This is a genomic window from Dyadobacter sp. BE31 (assembly GCF_031457695.1).
In the GTDB taxonomy this organism is placed as follows: Bacteria; Bacteroidota; Bacteroidia; order Cytophagales; family Spirosomataceae; genus Dyadobacter.
In genome coordinates, this window is sequence record NZ_JAVDXA010000002.1 from 122054 (window position 1) to 138627 (window position 16574).

Annotated in this window: 16 protein-coding genes; 9 read left to right on the forward strand and 7 right to left on the reverse strand. The window is 52.1% G+C overall.

What is annotated here, in order from left to right; translation table 11 throughout:
- Positions 1-11 precede the first annotated feature (11 nt).
- The 6 genes from J2Y43_RS09525 to J2Y43_RS09550 all read left to right on the forward strand — a co-directional run bounded on the left by J2Y43_RS09525 (position 12) and on the right by J2Y43_RS09550 (position 3830).
- The gene (locus J2Y43_RS09525; RefSeq protein ID WP_309981957.1) at positions 12-947 is read left to right on the forward strand and encodes an aldo/keto reductase; all 936 of its coding nucleotides are present in this window, start codon (positions 12-14) and stop codon (positions 945-947) included.
- 4 nt (positions 948-951) lie between these two features.
- The gene (locus J2Y43_RS09530; protein ID WP_309981958.1) at positions 952-1746 is read left to right on the forward strand and encodes an SDR family oxidoreductase; all 795 of its coding nucleotides are present in this window, start codon (positions 952-954) and stop codon (positions 1744-1746) included.
- Between the two features lie 179 nt (positions 1747-1925).
- Positions 1926-2255 carry a metalloregulator ArsR/SmtB family transcription factor gene (locus J2Y43_RS09535; RefSeq protein WP_309981959.1) on the forward strand — a complete coding sequence of 110 codons (330 nt, stop codon included), beginning with the start codon at positions 1926-1928 and terminating at the stop codon, positions 2253-2255.
- A gap of 54 nt (positions 2256-2309) precedes the next feature.
- The gene (locus J2Y43_RS09540; protein ID WP_309981960.1) at positions 2310-2891 is read left to right on the forward strand and encodes a DUF6428 family protein; all 582 of its coding nucleotides are present in this window, start codon (positions 2310-2312) and stop codon (positions 2889-2891) included.
- A 23-nt stretch (positions 2892-2914) separates the two neighbouring features.
- Positions 2915-3409, forward strand: coding sequence for an N-acetyltransferase family protein (locus J2Y43_RS09545; RefSeq protein WP_309981961.1), 495 nt, complete (start codon positions 2915-2917; stop codon positions 3407-3409).
- 7 nt (positions 3410-3416) lie between these two features.
- On the forward strand, positions 3417-3830 hold the full coding sequence (locus tag J2Y43_RS09550) for an arsenate reductase ArsC (RefSeq protein ID WP_309981962.1): 414 nt from the start codon (positions 3417-3419) through the stop codon (positions 3828-3830).
- Between the two features lie 86 nt (positions 3831-3916).
- Here J2Y43_RS09550 and J2Y43_RS09555 read toward each other — a convergent pair whose 3' ends face one another.
- Positions 3917-4498: a TetR/AcrR family transcriptional regulator gene (locus J2Y43_RS09555; RefSeq protein WP_309981963.1), complete on the reverse strand. Its 582-nt coding sequence runs from the start codon at positions 4496-4498 to the stop codon at positions 3917-3919.
- 116 nt (positions 4499-4614) lie between these two features.
- Here J2Y43_RS09555 and J2Y43_RS09560 point away from each other — a divergent pair, with 116 nt between their 5' ends.
- The 3 genes from J2Y43_RS09560 (at position 4615) to J2Y43_RS09570 (ending at position 7447) form a co-directional block, all read left to right on the forward strand.
- On the forward strand, positions 4615-5361 hold the full coding sequence (locus J2Y43_RS09560; protein WP_309981964.1) for a 3-oxoacyl-ACP reductase family protein: 747 nt from the start codon (positions 4615-4617) through the stop codon (positions 5359-5361).
- Positions 5362-5807: 446 nt separating this feature from the next.
- On the forward strand, positions 5808-6821 hold the full coding sequence (locus tag J2Y43_RS09565) for an NAD-dependent epimerase/dehydratase family protein (RefSeq protein ID WP_309981965.1): 1014 nt from the start codon (positions 5808-5810) through the stop codon (positions 6819-6821).
- A gap of 38 nt (positions 6822-6859) precedes the next feature.
- Positions 6860-7447, forward strand: coding sequence for a Crp/Fnr family transcriptional regulator (locus J2Y43_RS09570; protein ID WP_309981966.1), 588 nt, complete (start codon positions 6860-6862; stop codon positions 7445-7447).
- Positions 7448-7686: 239 nt separating this feature from the next.
- Here J2Y43_RS09570 and J2Y43_RS09575 read toward each other — a convergent pair whose 3' ends face one another.
- The 6 genes from J2Y43_RS09575 to J2Y43_RS09600 all read right to left on the reverse strand — a co-directional run bounded on the left by J2Y43_RS09575 (position 7687) and on the right by J2Y43_RS09600 (position 16572).
- Entirely contained in the window at positions 7687-8823 is a 1137-nt protein-coding gene (locus tag J2Y43_RS09575; RefSeq protein ID WP_309981967.1) for an efflux RND transporter periplasmic adaptor subunit, read from the reverse strand.
- A 4-nt stretch (positions 8824-8827) separates the two neighbouring features.
- Entirely contained in the window at positions 8828-13171 is a 4344-nt protein-coding gene (locus tag J2Y43_RS09580) for a CusA/CzcA family heavy metal efflux RND transporter (protein WP_309981968.1), read from the reverse strand.
- 7 nt (positions 13172-13178) lie between these two features.
- Positions 13179-13742, reverse strand: coding sequence for a YceI family protein (locus J2Y43_RS09585; protein ID WP_309981969.1), 564 nt, complete (start codon positions 13740-13742; stop codon positions 13179-13181).
- Positions 13732-14652: a DUF5777 family beta-barrel protein gene (locus tag J2Y43_RS09590; RefSeq protein WP_309981970.1), complete on the reverse strand. Its 921-nt coding sequence runs from the start codon at positions 14650-14652 to the stop codon at positions 13732-13734. The genes J2Y43_RS09585 and J2Y43_RS09590 overlap by 11 nt, the downstream gene beginning before the upstream one ends.
- 3 nt (positions 14653-14655) lie before the next feature.
- The gene (locus J2Y43_RS09595) at positions 14656-15096 is read right to left on the reverse strand and encodes a Rieske 2Fe-2S domain-containing protein (RefSeq protein WP_309981971.1); all 441 of its coding nucleotides are present in this window, start codon (positions 15094-15096) and stop codon (positions 14656-14658) included.
- Positions 15097-15180: 84 nt separating this feature from the next.
- Positions 15181-16572, reverse strand: a complete 1392-nt coding sequence (locus J2Y43_RS09600; RefSeq protein ID WP_309981972.1) for a HAMP domain-containing sensor histidine kinase — start codon at positions 16570-16572, stop codon at positions 15181-15183.
- Positions 16573-16574 lie beyond the last annotated feature (2 nt).

Genomic DNA, 16574 nt, shown 5'->3' on the forward strand with positions numbered 1-16574 from the left:
GGCAGGCATTCATGAAAACAATCACATTTAGAGGATACCGTTTTTCCCAGCTCACACTGGGGACTGTTCAGCTGGGTATGCCTTACGGGATATCCAATTCACAAGGCATGCCCGGTGATCGGGAAGCGCTGGATATGCTGCGCATGGCGACCGAGGCAGGAATTACCACTTTCGACACGGCACGGCAGTATGGTGCCTCCGAGGCATTGTTGGGCCGCTTTTTGGCGGGGCATACCGGAGCGGATCTGAACATGGTTTCGAAGTTTAAGATTGCCCCGCAGGATGGCGGTGCATTGGAGCGCGCCTGGAAATCGGTAGAGGCCAGTGTCAGGGCTTCTGTTGAAAGCCTGAGAATCAGCAAGCTGCCCGTGTGTCTGCTGCACAAGGGAGAGGAGCCGATGGACGCTGTGGCAGGCGTACTACCGGTGATCATTTCGCGGCTTAGGGAGCAGGGGTTGATCGATATAGGCGGCGTGTCGGTGTATGAGCCGGCAGACGTTGCTTTTTGCTTGTCGGAGCCTCTTATTGAAGCGGTGCAGGTACCGGTGAATATCTTTGACCAGCGGCTGGTCGTTTCGGGCGCATTGCAGCGTCTTGCGCAGGTGCAGAAACTCGTTTTTGCGCGCAGTGTGTTCCTGCAAGGATTGTTTTTTATGGATCCCGGGCAAATCAAGGGCAACCTCAAACCAGCCATCCCATTTTTGAAGCAGCTTCATGCTTTTGCACAAGACTATCCCGCTGATATCGCAGGCCTGGCTTTTGCTTACGTTAGAGATCTGCCAGGTATCGGCAGTATTGTCGTGGGGGCGGATACTTCCACTCAACTGGCCGAAAATGTGCAGCTGCTCGGCGCGCCGGAGGTCCCGGCACCGCTTCGAAACGAATTTATTCAAGTGTTTACAGCTGTCCCCGATGAAATTCTTACGCCGGGAAGATGGAAAATTTAATCAGATGATGAACCAGTTATTCAGTTTGACGGGCAAAGTAGCGATCGTCACGGGAGGGGCCGGCTTCTTTGGTACACCCATATCCACAGCCCTAGCGGAGGCAGGCGCTCACGTAGTCATTGCCTCGCGTAATGTCAGCACATGCGAGCATTTAGCGTCCGGGCTGTCGGCCCGCGGTTTTCTGGCCACGGCCATGTGCGTAGACCTTGAAAAAGAATCTTCGATCCGGGCATTTGCCGAGAATGTGATGGGTATGTTCGGGCGAATAGATATCCTCGTCAATAACGCGGTTTCGAGGCAGGGATTTCAGAATCTGGAAGAGGTAGAGGTTACTGGCTGGGAGGCGGCACAGCGTGTCAATGCGACCGGACTTGTGCTAATGACGCGGGCGGTTATCGAACCCATGAAGGCGGCGGGCAACGGAAGCATTATCAATATCGGATCGATCCAGGGTGCAGTAGGGCCGCATTTCCCGGTTTACGGACAGACCGGAATGACGAGTCCGGTCAACTACACTTACGACAAATGGGGAATGGTGGGTTTCACCAAATGGCTGGCCAATTTTTACGGCCGGTACAACATCCGCGCCAATTGCATTAGTCCGGGTGGATACGGACCTGGTGTTGCGCAGCTGGAAGGCAAGGAGGAATTCATTGAAAATTATAAAAGACTCACCCCGTTGGGGCGGTTCGCTGATGACGCTGATATCAAGGGGCCAGTCGTATTCATGGCTTCGGATGCATCGGCATTCATAACCGGGCAAAACCTGCTGGTCGATGGCGGCTGGACGAGCTGGTAGTTGCTCACAGCATTGCCTGGGGCAAGATCAAATTGATTTACATGCGTTAGTGTGTCGACGCCGATCACTACTCCGAAAATTCCAGTGCATCATTCGAAGTAATTGGGTCGGTATTTAGGCGTCCGTTAAAAAAAACAAATCGTAATATTGCGATTAATTTTTTTTCTTATGTTTGCATCATGGGAGTTACGAAAACGGAAATATTTACCGAGCAACAAAACCGGATCGCGGATCTGGCGAAAGCATTTGCACACCCTGCGCGGGTGGCAATTTTACAGCTGCTCATTGCCCGCAAGGCATGTGTTTGCGGTGACTTGGTGGATGAACTGGATCTTGCCCAGGCGACCGTGTCCCAGCATTTGAAGGAGTTGAAGCGAATTGGAATCATTCAGGGAGAGATTAACCCTCCCCGCGTTTGCTATTGCATTAATCCACCGGTGTGGGAAGAGGCAAGGCAGGCCTTCGGCTCATTACTGGAATCCTTTGAACAGGTTACCTGCTGCAATTAGGCGGGTATTTTTTTGACTAAATCCATCGTAATATTACATTATAACAATTAAGCTATGACAAATCAACCAAATCCGGTGACGCGGCGTCCGATGACGTGGGGTGACTTCAAAAGTACGCTCGAACAAAATCCTGATCTGCACCTGCAATTCGAATATGAAGCAGGAAAGTTCGTAGACAGCTCATATCATATTACCGAAATCAAGCAGGCGCCGATCGCGTCGGTCGATTGCGGTGGGCAGATGAATAGCTGGACGGAGGTTATCGTGCAGTTATGGGAGCCCTCGGTCAAAGAAGCTGACCGGTCCATGAAAGTGGGCAAGGCGCTTAAAATCGTTGGGATCGTAGAAAAAACACTGCCTTTGAGCCCGGATGCCATAGTGAAGATTGAATTCGGCAATTCGAAGTTCGACACGCGGCAGATGTATCCGGGCGAGCTGGTTACCGAAGACCAGACATTTACGGTAAATTTGGTCCCCGACTTCACGCAGTGCAAGGCACTTTCGCGCAATCAAAGCTGTGGAACATCGTCGGCCGACGTGTCTTGCTGCAATTCCGCCGATAAAAAGGAAGAGCCGAAGTTGGTTGCGGCCAGCGAGGAGGCGTCTTGTTGCACACCGGGAGGCGGCTGTTGCTAATTAACCATCATAACAACCTATCGATGACGATCAGAGAACTGACACCCAAAGATTGGACTGCCGTCCGGGCCATCTACGCTCAGGGTATTGCAACCGGTCAGGCAACGCTCGAAACAAGTCCGCCGGAATGGGAGGTGTGGGATCAGTCCCATGTGGCGAATCTCCGGTACGTAGCCGTTTCCGATAGCGGAGAAGTGGCGGGCTGGGCTGCCTTGACACCGGTTTCCGGTCGCTGTGTTTATGCCGGGGTTGCGGAAGTGAGCATTTATATAGCGGAAGCTTTCAGGGGACAGAAAATAGGGGATTTACTTTTGAAGCATTTAATTGCCGAAAGCGAATGCAAGGAGTACTGGACGTTGCAGGCCAGTATTTTTCCGGAAAATCCGGCTAGCATCAGGCTCCATGAGAACAATGGTTTCCGCATCATCGGCTACCGTGAAAAAATCGGCAAAATGAAAGGAGCCTGGCGGAATATTACTCTGTTGGAGCGTAGAAGTAAAACGATAGGAGTCAATTAAAACTAACATGAAAAAAATATTGGTGCTATGTACCGGTAACAGCTGCCGGAGCCAGATTGCCGAAGGGTATTTGAGGCATTTTGCCGGAGATAAGGCCACCGTATACAGTGCCGGGGTAGAGACGCACGGTGTGAATCCCAAAGCGATCGCGATCATGGAGGAAGACGGGATCGATATTTCCAATCACACGTCGAACAACCTGAATGAATACGGCGACATCGATTTTGATTTCGTCATTACTGTTTGTGACAATGCCCTAGAGCGGTGCCCTTGTTTTCCCAATAATGCAAAGAAATTCCATCACAACTTCCCTGATCCGGCAAAAGCGACGGGTACTGATGAACAGGTTCTGAAAGCGTTCCGGGCCGTCCGTGAGCAGATCAAAACATACGCTGAAAACTTTGTAAAAGAAAATCTGTAAACATCACAGGATTGTCACTGGTAAGCGCAGCCACGGATCAGATCTGTCGGAACGCCCATCCATAATATACGAGCAGGCTAGTGTCGCTAGTGCAGTAATATCAGCGTGCTTTCAACCATTCGCTCACAGTTGGCCTGACTCATTCCCGCTTTGGCTGAAACCACGATCCCGTTAATACAATTCTGCAAATAGTCTGCCATGGTCTCAGTATCGAGACTATCCGAAAACTTCCCCGTTTTTTTGCCACAAGCCACAAAGTGGAGCAATGCGGCCCTGGTAGCATCAATACTTTTCTTGACAATTTCAACTGCTGCCGGCTCGTCGGGACCAAACTCTATAATGGAGTTGATCAAAAAGCAGCCCTCGGGCATACCTCCCGGGTAGGTGCCTTCAATCGACAATTTAAAGATTAACTTGATCCCGGCCAGCGGATCCTCCGTGTCGGCAATAATGTGTTCCAGGGCAGTTACTGTCTTTTCGTAATAGCGGTGAAGTGTTTTGAGCAGCAATGAATGTTTGTCGCCAAAGGTGTTATAGAGGCTCGATCTGCTGATACCTAACGTATTGACTAATTCCTCCGGCGTAGTACCCCGATACCCGCGAACTTTGAAAAGGTCGATTGCCCTGTCCAAAATTTCCTGCTCGTCGAAGTTACGGTTTCTAGCCATTGGATTATGATTTAGCGTCAGATCAATTGTGTCGTGATAAAAATACAAACTTATTGGAACTATAATTCCAAAATATTTATTCTGGAACTATAATTCCAAAATAAATCAGTTTGATCATGAAGACATTAACAGAAAAAGTCGCATTTGTTACAGGTGGTACACGTGGCATGGGTGAGGCAATTGTCAGAAGACTTGCCTCAGAAGGCGCGAGTGTTGTTTTTACATACGTCAACTCAGAAGAAAAAGCTAAGAAGTTGGCGGACGAAATTGCACAAAATGGGGGAAGTGCTCTCGGGATCAAAGCAGATGCTGCGCAGCGTGGAGCATTGACCGAGGCAATAAACGAGGCCGTCAGTAAGTTCGGAAAAATCGATATCCTGGTCAATAATGCTGCCATCGCAGTAGCAGGGCCATTGGATCAAGCCGTCGAAAGGTCGGGTGAGTATGATCGCCAGGTCGATGTCAACATCCGGGCCGTTTCCGAAGCGGTGCGGGCGGCGGTGAAATATATTCCGGAAGGCGGCAGGATCATCAACATCGGCTCAGTGGGAGGCAAAAGGATAGGAGGGCCTTTCATGTCGGATTATGCCGCCACCAAGGCCGCGATCAGCGGCTATACCCGTGGACTGGCCTGGGACCTGGCTTCCCGCAACATCACTGTGAATACCGTTGAGCCAGGTGCAATCGACACAGACATGATGCCCGCTGACCCGGCGATTCGCGAAGCGTTCACTAACGCAATTCCACTCAAAAGGCTAGGCAAACCGCAGGAAATTGCCGCCATGGTCAACTTCCTCTCCGGCCCGGAAGCAGGCTATATTACCGGGAGCAGTTTTGCGGTTGATGGAGGAATCAACGCATAATCCAGGAATATTAATTGTTGAGTAGCCAGGTGGCATAGGATCCGAAACTGAGCCTATATCACCTGGATTTATGCATATGAAATGCTCAATTGACGAGTAATCAATACTTTAAGCACCCGGCGACCTGCTTGCGTTTTTAAGACGACCGGGTAAAGGCCGGCCGCCGCCGGCCTTTCTGCCGCGGTCGGTGATGCGTAACGTATAGGAATAGTTTGGAACTGCGGCTAAGTGTAGCCCGATTTGGACTGACTGTCGAATTTGGGTTCACTGTTTGAAACAGTACTGAATGTGTTTGTTTGGGGACTTTCGATGTAACACGCCCATTTCGTGAGCGGGATGTTCCAATGCTTATGTATTTGTATAATGCGGATGATTAAATAACAAATGTCAAGCGCCGGCGATTCGGAAGTCTTGAATTTTGTCCCGAACAATCAGCAAGAGTAACAATGGGACAAAAGAATTTAGCGTTGGTTTCCGGCGCAAACGGACATCTGGGCAACAACCTGGTTAGACTTTTGATATCGAAGGGCATCCCGGTGAGGGCTTCGATACGCAATATTGAAAACAAAGCATCGCTTTCGGGGATGGATTGTGAGGTAGTTCAAGCCGATATTACCGATAAAGCCTCGCTTGCAAAAGCACTCGAAGGTGTGGAGGTGTTTTATGCGGTAGGCGCGGCATTTAAGCTTTGGGCAAGGGATCCGCAAAAGGAGATTTACGATGTAAATCTGAACGGTACGCGCAACATGATTGAAGCCGCTGCTGAAATGGGGGTCAAACGAATCGTGTATGTAAGCTCGGTTGCCGCACTTAATTATTCGAAACTTCCTACTAAGGAGCGCTACGGTTATAATCCCGAAAGACGGGACATGTATTACAACTCGAAAAATGACGGCGAACAGTTGGCATTTCGGTTGGCCGACGAGCTCGGCGTTGAGTTGGTAGCCGTATTGCCCTCGGCGATGATAGGAGGGGACGCTACCCTTCCGTTGAATGTTTCTTATGGCGTTTTGAAATTGATCCTGAACAAGCAGATTCCCGTCGACACCAAAATCACCTTGAACTGGATCGATGTCAGGGATGTGGCCCAGGGGTGTTACCTGGCTGCGCAAAAGGGACTTCCGGGCGAACGGTACATCCTGGCTAACGAGCAGTGTATGAGCATTACCCATACGACCCGGTTGGCCAGCCGCCTTTACCCGGAACTGAATTTGAAGGTGCCGGGAGCCTTGCCCAGATTTATGCTGCTGGGCCTGGCGGCCATGATGGAATTGTCGGCGAAGTTCTCGGGAAAGGCACCCCTGCTGACCCGAAAGGACATAAAGATATTCTCGGGACTGCAGCAAAATTTCGATATTGAAAAAGCGCGAACGGAACTTGGTTTTAATCCCGGCAAACCTGAACAAGCTGTTACATCGGCACTGGCCTACCTGATGGAACACCAGAACCTGCTTCAATAGTTTTGCTTATATTGAAAGCCTCGATCAAGCGACGGTCAATGCACAACAAACTCATCGATTTTATCAGGCAGGATCACGCTCTTCCGGAACCAGAAGCAATGCTGATCCGGAAGGCGTTTGATCCTGTCCTTTTTCCGAAGAACCGGGTCATTGAGGAGCAAGGGACAGTTCCTAAATACTTGTACTACATCGTTTCCGGCTTCTTGCGCCTGTTCCACTATAATGAGAACGGGGACGAGGTGACGACGCACATTAATTGCCCGCCCGGTTTTTTTACTTCCTATGGCCATTTTATTGCCCAAACCATCTCGGGCGAAAATGTCGAATGCATTACAGAATGCGAACTCCTGAGAATTACGAAACCGGAACTGGACCAACTGATCGCTTCCAGCCCCGTAATGAAGGATTTCAGCATATCCGTTTTTCAGCACTCCATTACTTATAATGAAAATCGGTCGAAGGAACTTGCCACGCTCAACGCCGAGCAACGGTACCGTAAGCTTATCGCCTCGCACCCGGAAATACTGCACAATGTGCCGGTCCAATACATTGCATCTTTTCTGGGCATGAAGCCGGAAAGTTTGAGTCGGATCCGGCGCAAAGTCGCGCTCGAAAACTTCCGGTAGGTAATTTTTCGACAAATCCTTGCCGGTTGAAGCGTGGACGCATGTCGCTCTTTAGAAGCTTGTAATCACCTGTTCACGAGCCCTTTCTCTGAGCGAACAGCCTTTCTGAAATTTTATAGTGAAGATTTGATTTTTTCGGTCAAGGCGCGGAAGGAGTATGTGTCACCAGATCTCCAACCACTAAACGCTGATTTGATTGACTAGCCAATGGGGAGGCTAGGTGGGAACACGAAGGAAGCTTATTGGTCTGGTCTGTTTTTCAAAAACATCAGCAGCGAGTATGCGCCTTTCGTGACGCAGCGCGTGTCCCGGAGATTGACAGGGCTCAGGATTTCGGTTACTCCATTTTCGCTATGGCCCGTCTGGACGGCCGTCAGGGTAAATCCGTCCTTTTCGGGAATAAATATGTACTCTTTCCCGTCAAAGCTGACGATGGCATCATCGGGCAGGACGGTCGCGTTGCGGGATTCCAGTGCAAGTTCCGCATTCATAAATGTGCCGGGCAAAAGGTCATGCTCGTATTTTTGGAAGTGGCAATGGACTTCGGCGGTGCGTTCGGGCGACAGGTCTTTGCTGACCAGTATCACTTCGCAAGCCAGCTTGCGCTCTGGCCGGGAGTTGGTAAAGGCTAGTACCTGCTGCCCCTTGCGGATATTATCAAGGTCCTTTTCAAACACTTTCAGGGCCAGGTGGATATCTGACGGGTTGATCAAATCAAAAAGTACCTCGGTAGGGGCCAGGTATTTGCCGATGTTTACATTGACCCTTGACACATAACCCGAGATTGGCGAATAAATGTTGACGCTGCGCGAGATCCGGTCGGCGCTTACGTGATTCGGATTGATTCCGGCCAGCAAGAGCTTTTCGGCCAAAGCCCCCACCGCCACCTGTTGGGCCAGGAAGTCGGCTTCGGCTTGCTGGTAGGTTTTATCGCTTACCGACTTGGAGCTATTGAGGCTCTTTTGGCGCTCATACTCGGTTCGCAGGTATTTGATGCGGGCGCTGCCGGCCAGATAGTCCTGTTGTAGCTGAATGTACTGCTGATCTTCCAGCACGGCGAGTACTTGCCCTTTCTGCACGTGCATTCCGGGCAGCAAGTTAGTAGATTTGAGATACCCGCCGAGCGGGGCGCTGATCGATACCATATTTTGCGGCGGGACGTCGATCCTGCCGTTCAAACGCAGTACGGATGAAACCTGCCTCACTTTCGGAAAGTCAAGGGCAATTCCTGCATTGCGGATTTGCCGGGGTGTGAGTTTCGCGACGTTTTCTTGTGTCGGCATCTGGCCGGCAGACTCCTGGTCAGCCGTTTTTCCCGCGCAGGAACCAAGTATAATGCCCAGCGCAGTGTAAAGGAGAAATTTGATATTCATCATTCGCTTATTGGCTAAGGAAATAGTCCAGTTCTATCGCATTTTGATTCAGGTTAGCAATCGTGTCGAGGTATTCGTTTTTGATCGAAGTGGCCTGCGCGATCAGCTGGCTCCATTCCAGGTAGTTGATATTACCTTCCGCAAGCTGGCTGCTCGCCGTCAGGACCATCAGCTCGGCACTGGGAAGGGCTGAGTTCCGAAAATAGCCGAAGCGTTCGAGCAGTTGACGGTAACTCGTAAGCGTTGCCATGTAACGGGCTGTAAACTGGCGGTGTTGGCTCTGAGATTGCTGCCGGACAGCCTCACCGGCGATCTTTGCCGCCCGGATGCGCGCTTTCTGTGCACCTGCGAAAACGGGAATACCCACTCCCACCTGTGCAGCCTGAAAGCGCGGCCAGCCGTTGTACATTTTATTGTCTGCGCCGGTACCACGCATGCTCATGTTGTTGTAGGTCAGGTTTAATTCGGGTAAAAGCCTGGCTTTTTCAATGGCGATAGCCGCGTCGGCAATGTTTTGTTGCCTGCCGGCCAGCTGCATGTAGGGGTGCGATAATAATTTGGCGGTGTCCGTGTATACGGTGGAAGAAATGAGAAGCGGACTGTCGAGCGGTTCATGCGGTTCCGATCCGTTTAGCAGCAGGTTGAATGCGACCAGCGCCAGTTTGTGATCAGCGTCCAGCTGCCCCCGCTGCTGCCTGATTTGTCCGAGCTGCATTTCAGCGCTTGTCTTTTCGAGCACGTTGGTCTCGCCCCGCGCCAGGCGCTCGTTGGCGCGCGCAGCTACCGCAGTGAAAAGGCTGTCGAGCGAGCTTAGAAGCCGGGCTTTTTGTTTGAGGTAAAGCAGCATATAAAACTGGCGCGTGACATTGCGACGCAGGTCGAGCGCGGTGGCCGAGGCTTGCAGGACACCTGCCTCAAATTCTTGCTCCAAAAGCGAACGCTGCCGCCGGTAGACCACCGGAAGCAGTACTGATTGGGATAATGCAAACTTTGTATCGGTGTAGGCGCTGTTGATCTGGCCTGTCTCGATACTTATAGTGGTTTGCGGCAGGTCGACCGCGGTTTGGATGAGTGCCTGCCGGTACTCTGCCCGTAACTTTTCGCTTTTTAACTGACTATTATCTTTCAATGCGAGGTTAATGGCAGTTTCCAGGCCGATCTCCTTTTGGGCCCGGGCATGACCGGGTGCGAGCAGGCAAGCGGAGATCACCAGGCCAACAGCCCCTGCTTTGAGATGGGAACGGTTTTCGAATACCATGTAAAGCACCGGCAAGACGAACAATGTCAGCGCCGTTGCTACCAGAAGGCCGCCGATCACTACCGTTGCCAGTGGCCGTTGCACTTCCGCTCCGGCACCATTGCTCACCGCCATTGGCAGAAAGCCTAGCGAGGCGACAAAAGCAGTCATCAGGACCGGGCGAAGCCGGTGGCTGGCGCCTTCGAGTATGGCTCTTCGAATAATGCTTTCACCCGCTTTACGAATCCGGTTGAACTCGGCCACGAGTACAATTCCGTTCAGTACGGCCACACCGAACAGGGCGATAAAGCCGATCCCGGCGCTGATACTGAACGGCATTCCACGGAGCGCAAGCAGGAAAATCCCTCCGATGGCCGATAGCGGGATCGCCGAGTAAATCAGCAATCCGTCGCGCACCGAGTTGAAGGCAAAATACAGCAGCACAAAGATCAGCACGAGCGACACGGGCACGGCGATCATCAGCCGTGCTTTGGCCGCATTCAGGTTTTCGAAAGCGCCGCCGTAGGTAACGTAGTAGCCAGCCGGTAGCTGCAAGTTTTGGCCGGCTTTGGCTTGAAGCTCGTTCACAATGCTTTGTACGTCGCGTCCGGCAACGTTAAAGCCCACCACAATGCGGCGCTTGGCATCCTCCCGCTGGATTTGATTGGGGCCGGTAACAATGCGGATGTCGGCCAGCTGCGAAAGCGGGACCTGCGTGCCGCCGGAGGTAGGTACCAGCAGGTCGCGGATCTGTGCAATATTCCTTTTTTGAGTCGGGCTGAGCCTTACGACCAGGTCGAAGCGCTTTTCTCCTTCAAAAACCATCCCCGTGCTTTGACCTGCCAGCGCGGTATTGACGATGCGGTTCACCGCCCCGACGGTAAGGCCGAATTGCGCGATCGTGTTCCGATTGTACCGTATAACGATCTGCGGCAGGCCCGATACCGCTTCGATGTACAGGTCCCGGGCGCCATCGACCTGATTGACCAGTTTGCCAAGCCGGGCCGCATACAATGCCAGCGTATCCAGGTCCTCTCCGAATATTTTGCAAACCACATCCTGTCGTGCGCCGGTCATGAGCTCGTTGAAGCGCATTTGCACCGGAAATTGAAACCCGGCTGTGACGCCGGGTACTTCCTGCAATGCGCGGCCCATTTTTTCCGAAAGCTCGGGGAAGGTGCTTGCCGAGGTCCATTCGCTTTTGTCTTTCAGGATTACCATCATATCGCTCGCTTCCATGGGCATAGGATCGGTGGGGACCTCGCCGCTGCCGATTTTGGTAACCACCTTCTCCACCTCGGGGAAGCGGGTTTTAAGAATGTGTGCCGCCTTAGTAGTATTGGCGATTGTGGTGGTCAGGCTGCTGCCCGTAAGCACACGCGTGTCCACGGCAAAATCCCCTTCTTCCAACGCGGGTATGAACTCGCCCCCCAGGGTAGTAAGTGTAAATATCGCCACAGTGAAAAGGAGCAATGCGGAAAGTATGACGAGTTTTGGGAAGTGCAGCAGTTTATCCAAAGTGACCAGGTAGCCAGCCGTAATTTTGCCCATTACGCGGTCGGACCAATTGGGCTCATGGCGTACTTTTTTGCTCAAAAACACCGCGCTCATCATAGGAATGTAGGTTATCGAGAGCAGGAACGCGCCCAGCAGGGCAAATGCCACGGTTTGGGCCATGGGCTTAAACATTTTCCCTTCTATACCTTGCAGGGTGAATATGGGCAGGTATACAATTAAAATAATCATCTGCCCGAATACAGCGCTGTTCATCATGCGGTCGGCCGACTCGTTGACCTGCTCGTCCATTTGTGTTTGTGTGAGTCGTTCGGTGCCTGAAAACCGGGCACTCCGGGCGATCTGATGCATCACCGCTTCGACAATGATCACGGCTCCGTCGACAATCAGGCCGAAATCCAGTGCGCCAAGGCTCATCAGGTTGCCGCTGACGCCGAACGTGTTCATCATGATGACCGCAAAAAGCATGGCTAGCGGAATTACAGATGCTACCAGCAGGCCTGCCCTGAGGTTTCCCAAAAAGAGTACCAGCACGAAAACGACGATCAACGCCCCCTCCAACAGGTTCTTTTCAACGGTCCCGATGGCATTGTTAACCATCTTGGTGCGGTCCAGAAAAGATTCGATCACCACACCTTCGGGAAGCGTTTTCCGGATCTGCGCCACACGTTGCTTCACGGCCGTAATTACCTCGCTGCTGTTGGCCCCTTTCAGCATCATTACCACAGCTCCCGAGACTTCCCCCTGGTCATTGTAGCACATGGCCCCGTATCGGGTGGCGAATCCTGTCCTAACCTCGGCAACATCACGGATAAACACCGGCTGCCCATCGGGCAGGTTCCTGACGGCAATGTTGCCGATATCTTCCAGGTCTTCGACAAGCCCTTCGCTGCGGATGTAAAGCACCGACGGTCCCTTTTCGATATAAGCGCCCCCGGTGTTCGCGTTGTTTTCCTGCAACGCAGTAAATATGTCGTTGATATTTAACCCCATGGAAAGCAGTTTCGCGGGATCCACTTCGATCGAATATTGTTTGAGCTTTCCGCCGAAACTGCTCACTTCGGCAACGCCCTTCACACCAAGTAGCTGTCTTCGTACGATCCAGTCCTGAATTGTGCGAAGCTCGGTCTCATCGTAACGGTGTTGGTAACCTTCCCTGGCACGGACCACGTACTGGTAAATTTCACCGAGTCCGGTGCTGATGGGCCCGAGCTCCGGCGTACCGATACCCTGGGGAATTTGCGACTGCACTTTCGCAAGGCGTTCGGAGACCTGCTGCCTTGCCCAATACACATCCACATCGTCCTCAAAAACGATCGTGACCAGGGAAAGACCAAAGCGCGAGAAGCTTCGTATCTCTTTTAACCCCGAAATATTATTGTTGGCCTGCTCAATGGGAAAAGTAACCAATCGTTCGATGTCGGTCGCACCGAAGGATGGCGCAATGGTGATTACCTGTACCTGGTTGTTGGTGATATCCGGCACAGCGTCGATCGGCAGCCGGGTCAGCTCATAGCTGCCATAACCTATCAGCGCAAGCACCAGCAGCCCGACTATCAGTTTGTTCCTGACTGAGAAAGAGATGATTTTGTTCAGCATTGAATGGCTAAGGGTTTTTCTTCAATGTGAGAACGAACCTGTTTTTAACTGATATGGACTCCGCGATTTTGGCGATCACCAGGGTGGGGACCTGAATGTTGTGATCGGAGAGCTTTACCTCGAATTCACAGCTGAGTGTGCATTGTCCGTGGTCTACTGACAGCTGACCTTTCAATACCCGTTTTTGCTTAACACCGTGGATATCGAGAACACCCTCCGCGCTCACACTATAAGTACCATCCTTGCCGTAATCGATATGCTCGCTGACCTTGCCTGTAAAGCTGGCGGCCGGATATTTCTCGGTTTCCATATAGTTTTCATTGTAATGCTCCTGCATGAGCTTGTTTGGAAAACTAAATGCCCGGTGCTGCATCCGAACCGCGATTTCTCCGCTGGCGCTGTTGAGCAGCACCGCTACCTGCTGGTTTACGGCCGATATGTTTTCCAGGGGCGTTTGCGAGAAAAAGCTGGTTTGCCCGGCTTTGGTCATGTAAATCTGCGCACTGGCGCAGATGGCCAGCAGCTGACTGGCCATGAGCAGAAATGCCAGTCTGAAAAGCTTAGTATCCATTGCTGTTGCTGCGTTTTTTGCTTTTGTCGAAACTGAATGTTCTGGCGACATTAAAGCCATAGAAGATGTCGCCGTTACTCCATTTGCCGGTGGTCTGGCCCAGGAACTGCTTCTCGATCATGCCGCGCGAGTTGGTCAGGTGAAGCTGGAACACGTGTCCGCCGGTCTCGATGTCGAAGCCGAGGGAGAGCGTGTTGGTGTATTGCGGATCCCGTTGTGTGGTGTTTCCAATACGCTTGGGGGTGTACCAGTACTCGGCATTGAACGAGGTCCGCTTGGTGAGCTTGTAGCGCCCGCCCATCCCTAACGCATACACATTGTTCGCATCCAATGGCTTTTCCGCCAGGTTGCGGTGCATCACAGTGGGTGTGAGTTGCAAGGAGAGCCTTTCATTGAATTTGCGGGCGACCAACGCCTGGAACGTGTAGGTCTGGCGCTGGGTAATGGTGTAAAAAGGAAGGTCTGGCGTGGAGGTGCTGGCATTGTGCGCGTCGCTGGCAAAAAGCGTGACGGATACGGGCATGTTGCGCAGGCCGCTTGACTGGCGAAGCAGGCGGTATTTCACAAAAACGTCGATCGTTTTTTGATAGCTGCTGCGGCCCAGACCTACCATTAGCCGGTCGGTAAGACCGTATTCCAGCGCGAGCCGGATCTGGGACTCGTCTAACCCGAAAAAGTTGCCGGCCCCGGAATTGATCGCCCCGAAGCGGTGCGAAATGATGAAGTCCATATTGTTTTTCCCGACCGTTTCGACTGAATGTCCGTTGATAATGCGGGTGCCCTTGAATATCGCCGCAGCATAGTGTACGGTCGAATCGTCGGCTTGCTCCAACTGCTTCATCAGATCGGTCTGGGCCATAGCTACTGAAGTGATCAGGCTGAAAAAGAGGACAAACGTTGTTTTGAGCATGGCTTAGGCAGTTATGGTAAGGATTTGGTCGGTAAGGGAGGTCGTGTAGACGGCTATTCCTTTCCTGCCTTCACTATTGAGGCCTTTGCCGGTGTTGTCGTATTTGGCGCCGTGTGCTGTGCAATAGAAATGGTCGGTTTGGTAGATTACCTCGTTTCGGCCTTCATGGCTGCACGTGCGGGTGGCCGCTATATAGGCGCCTGTATTGCTTCGGGCGATGACGACGCCATCCTTTACGACGTATCCGCCGTTGGATTTCAGGGCTGCGTAAGCGGGGTCGTTCAGATCGAGGGTCATATTGGTAGGCGCGGGGTTGACCCGGTCGTTGGTGCATGATTGCAGATGGCTGCCAAAATAAATTGCGGAAAGTGCAGCTCCGCCAAAGCCCAGCTTGCGCAGGAAGGCATGACGGCTCAGGTTCTCAGCGTGTCCGGTGGAGTTCATAGATGATTAGCAGGATTAACTCTGATTGTTTTCTGTTTGAATCAAAGGTATCCCTGCTTTTCTTAAGGGATTCTCAAGGGATTCTTAAGATTGGCTTAAGATTGGAAATGAGAGCGTAACATCCGTGCCTTTGCCTAGCTGGCTATGGATACTGAAATCCACTCCAAGCATTTCGCACATGCGGCTGACGATCGAGAGGCCGAGGCCGCTTCCTTTCACCTCGGGATGGGACAGGGGCGCCGAACGGTAGAAGGCGTCACGTATGCGGTTGATGTCGTTTGCATCGATGCCGATTCCCTGGTCGGTGACCGAATACTGCGTACTTTCGCCGGAAGTGGCAATCCTGATGGTAATGCCGGCCGGGCCGGTCGAATATTTTACCGCATTGGAAATAATGTTGTCTAACATGATCTCCACCATGTACGGATCACTATATACGACGTGCGATCCGTCCGTTTCCAAGTCTACGGAGAGTTTCTTTTCGACGATCTGCTGCTGGTGACGCCCCAAAACGTTGCCCGTGAGCTCGGAAAGATCCACCGCGCCCATATCCATGGCCTTCTGCTGGCTTTCGAACCGGGTTAGCAACAGGAGCTGGTCAACCAAGTGGTTGATGCGGTCCATTTCTGCGATGCAAAAGGAGATTTTCGCGATGTATTCCTCCGCCGATCGCGGCTTCCGTATCAGTACTTCCAGGGTGCCTTTGATCACCGCCAGTGGCGTACGGAGCTCATGCGAGGCGTCGGCCGTGAACCGTTTTTCCCGCTCTATCGCATGCTCAACACGGGTCATCAGTTCGTTCAGGGTGGTTACCAGCAAATGAAGCTCGTCGCGGACCGCGGGTACCGGGATGCGGCTGCCCATATTGTCCTTGGAGATCTTGCTGGCTGTTTCAATCACCGTCAAGACTGGTTGAATGCTTCTGCCGGCGCTGTACCGGGTGAAACCGAACAGGATTGCCAGCACCGCCGGAAACGCCACGAGAAGTACAACTTTGAGATTAAAAAGCACTCTTTCCGATTCGTCGATAGGCATAGCTACAACGATATAGCCAGCTGGCCGGTTATTTTCCTTGATGGCCAGTTGCACTTGCTCGATCGCCTGTCCTTGTAAAGTGGTTTTGAACACAGCGCGATCCACCGTCGAGAAATGAAGTTTGAGCGAATCATTTTTCAGATTGGGCGATTTATCGATGACGTTTCCCGAAAGGCTCGTCAGGACAACGAATACCGGGTTGATTTCCAGTTCACTATGCTCGCGTTCCAGCCATTCGGCCTTATCGGCGAAGTAGGGTTGCCCATCCCGGACGCCCACTTCATAGAAATGCTTATCCAACTCGTAGCCAAGGTCTTTTTCGAGGCGGTTGAAAACCGTAGCGCTGACAATGTAATAGATCAGCAGAAAAACCAGGGCTACCAATAGCCCCGTGCCCAGGGTAAAGTTAAGGGCGATCCGGTTTCGATAAGAGGAGTTCATCC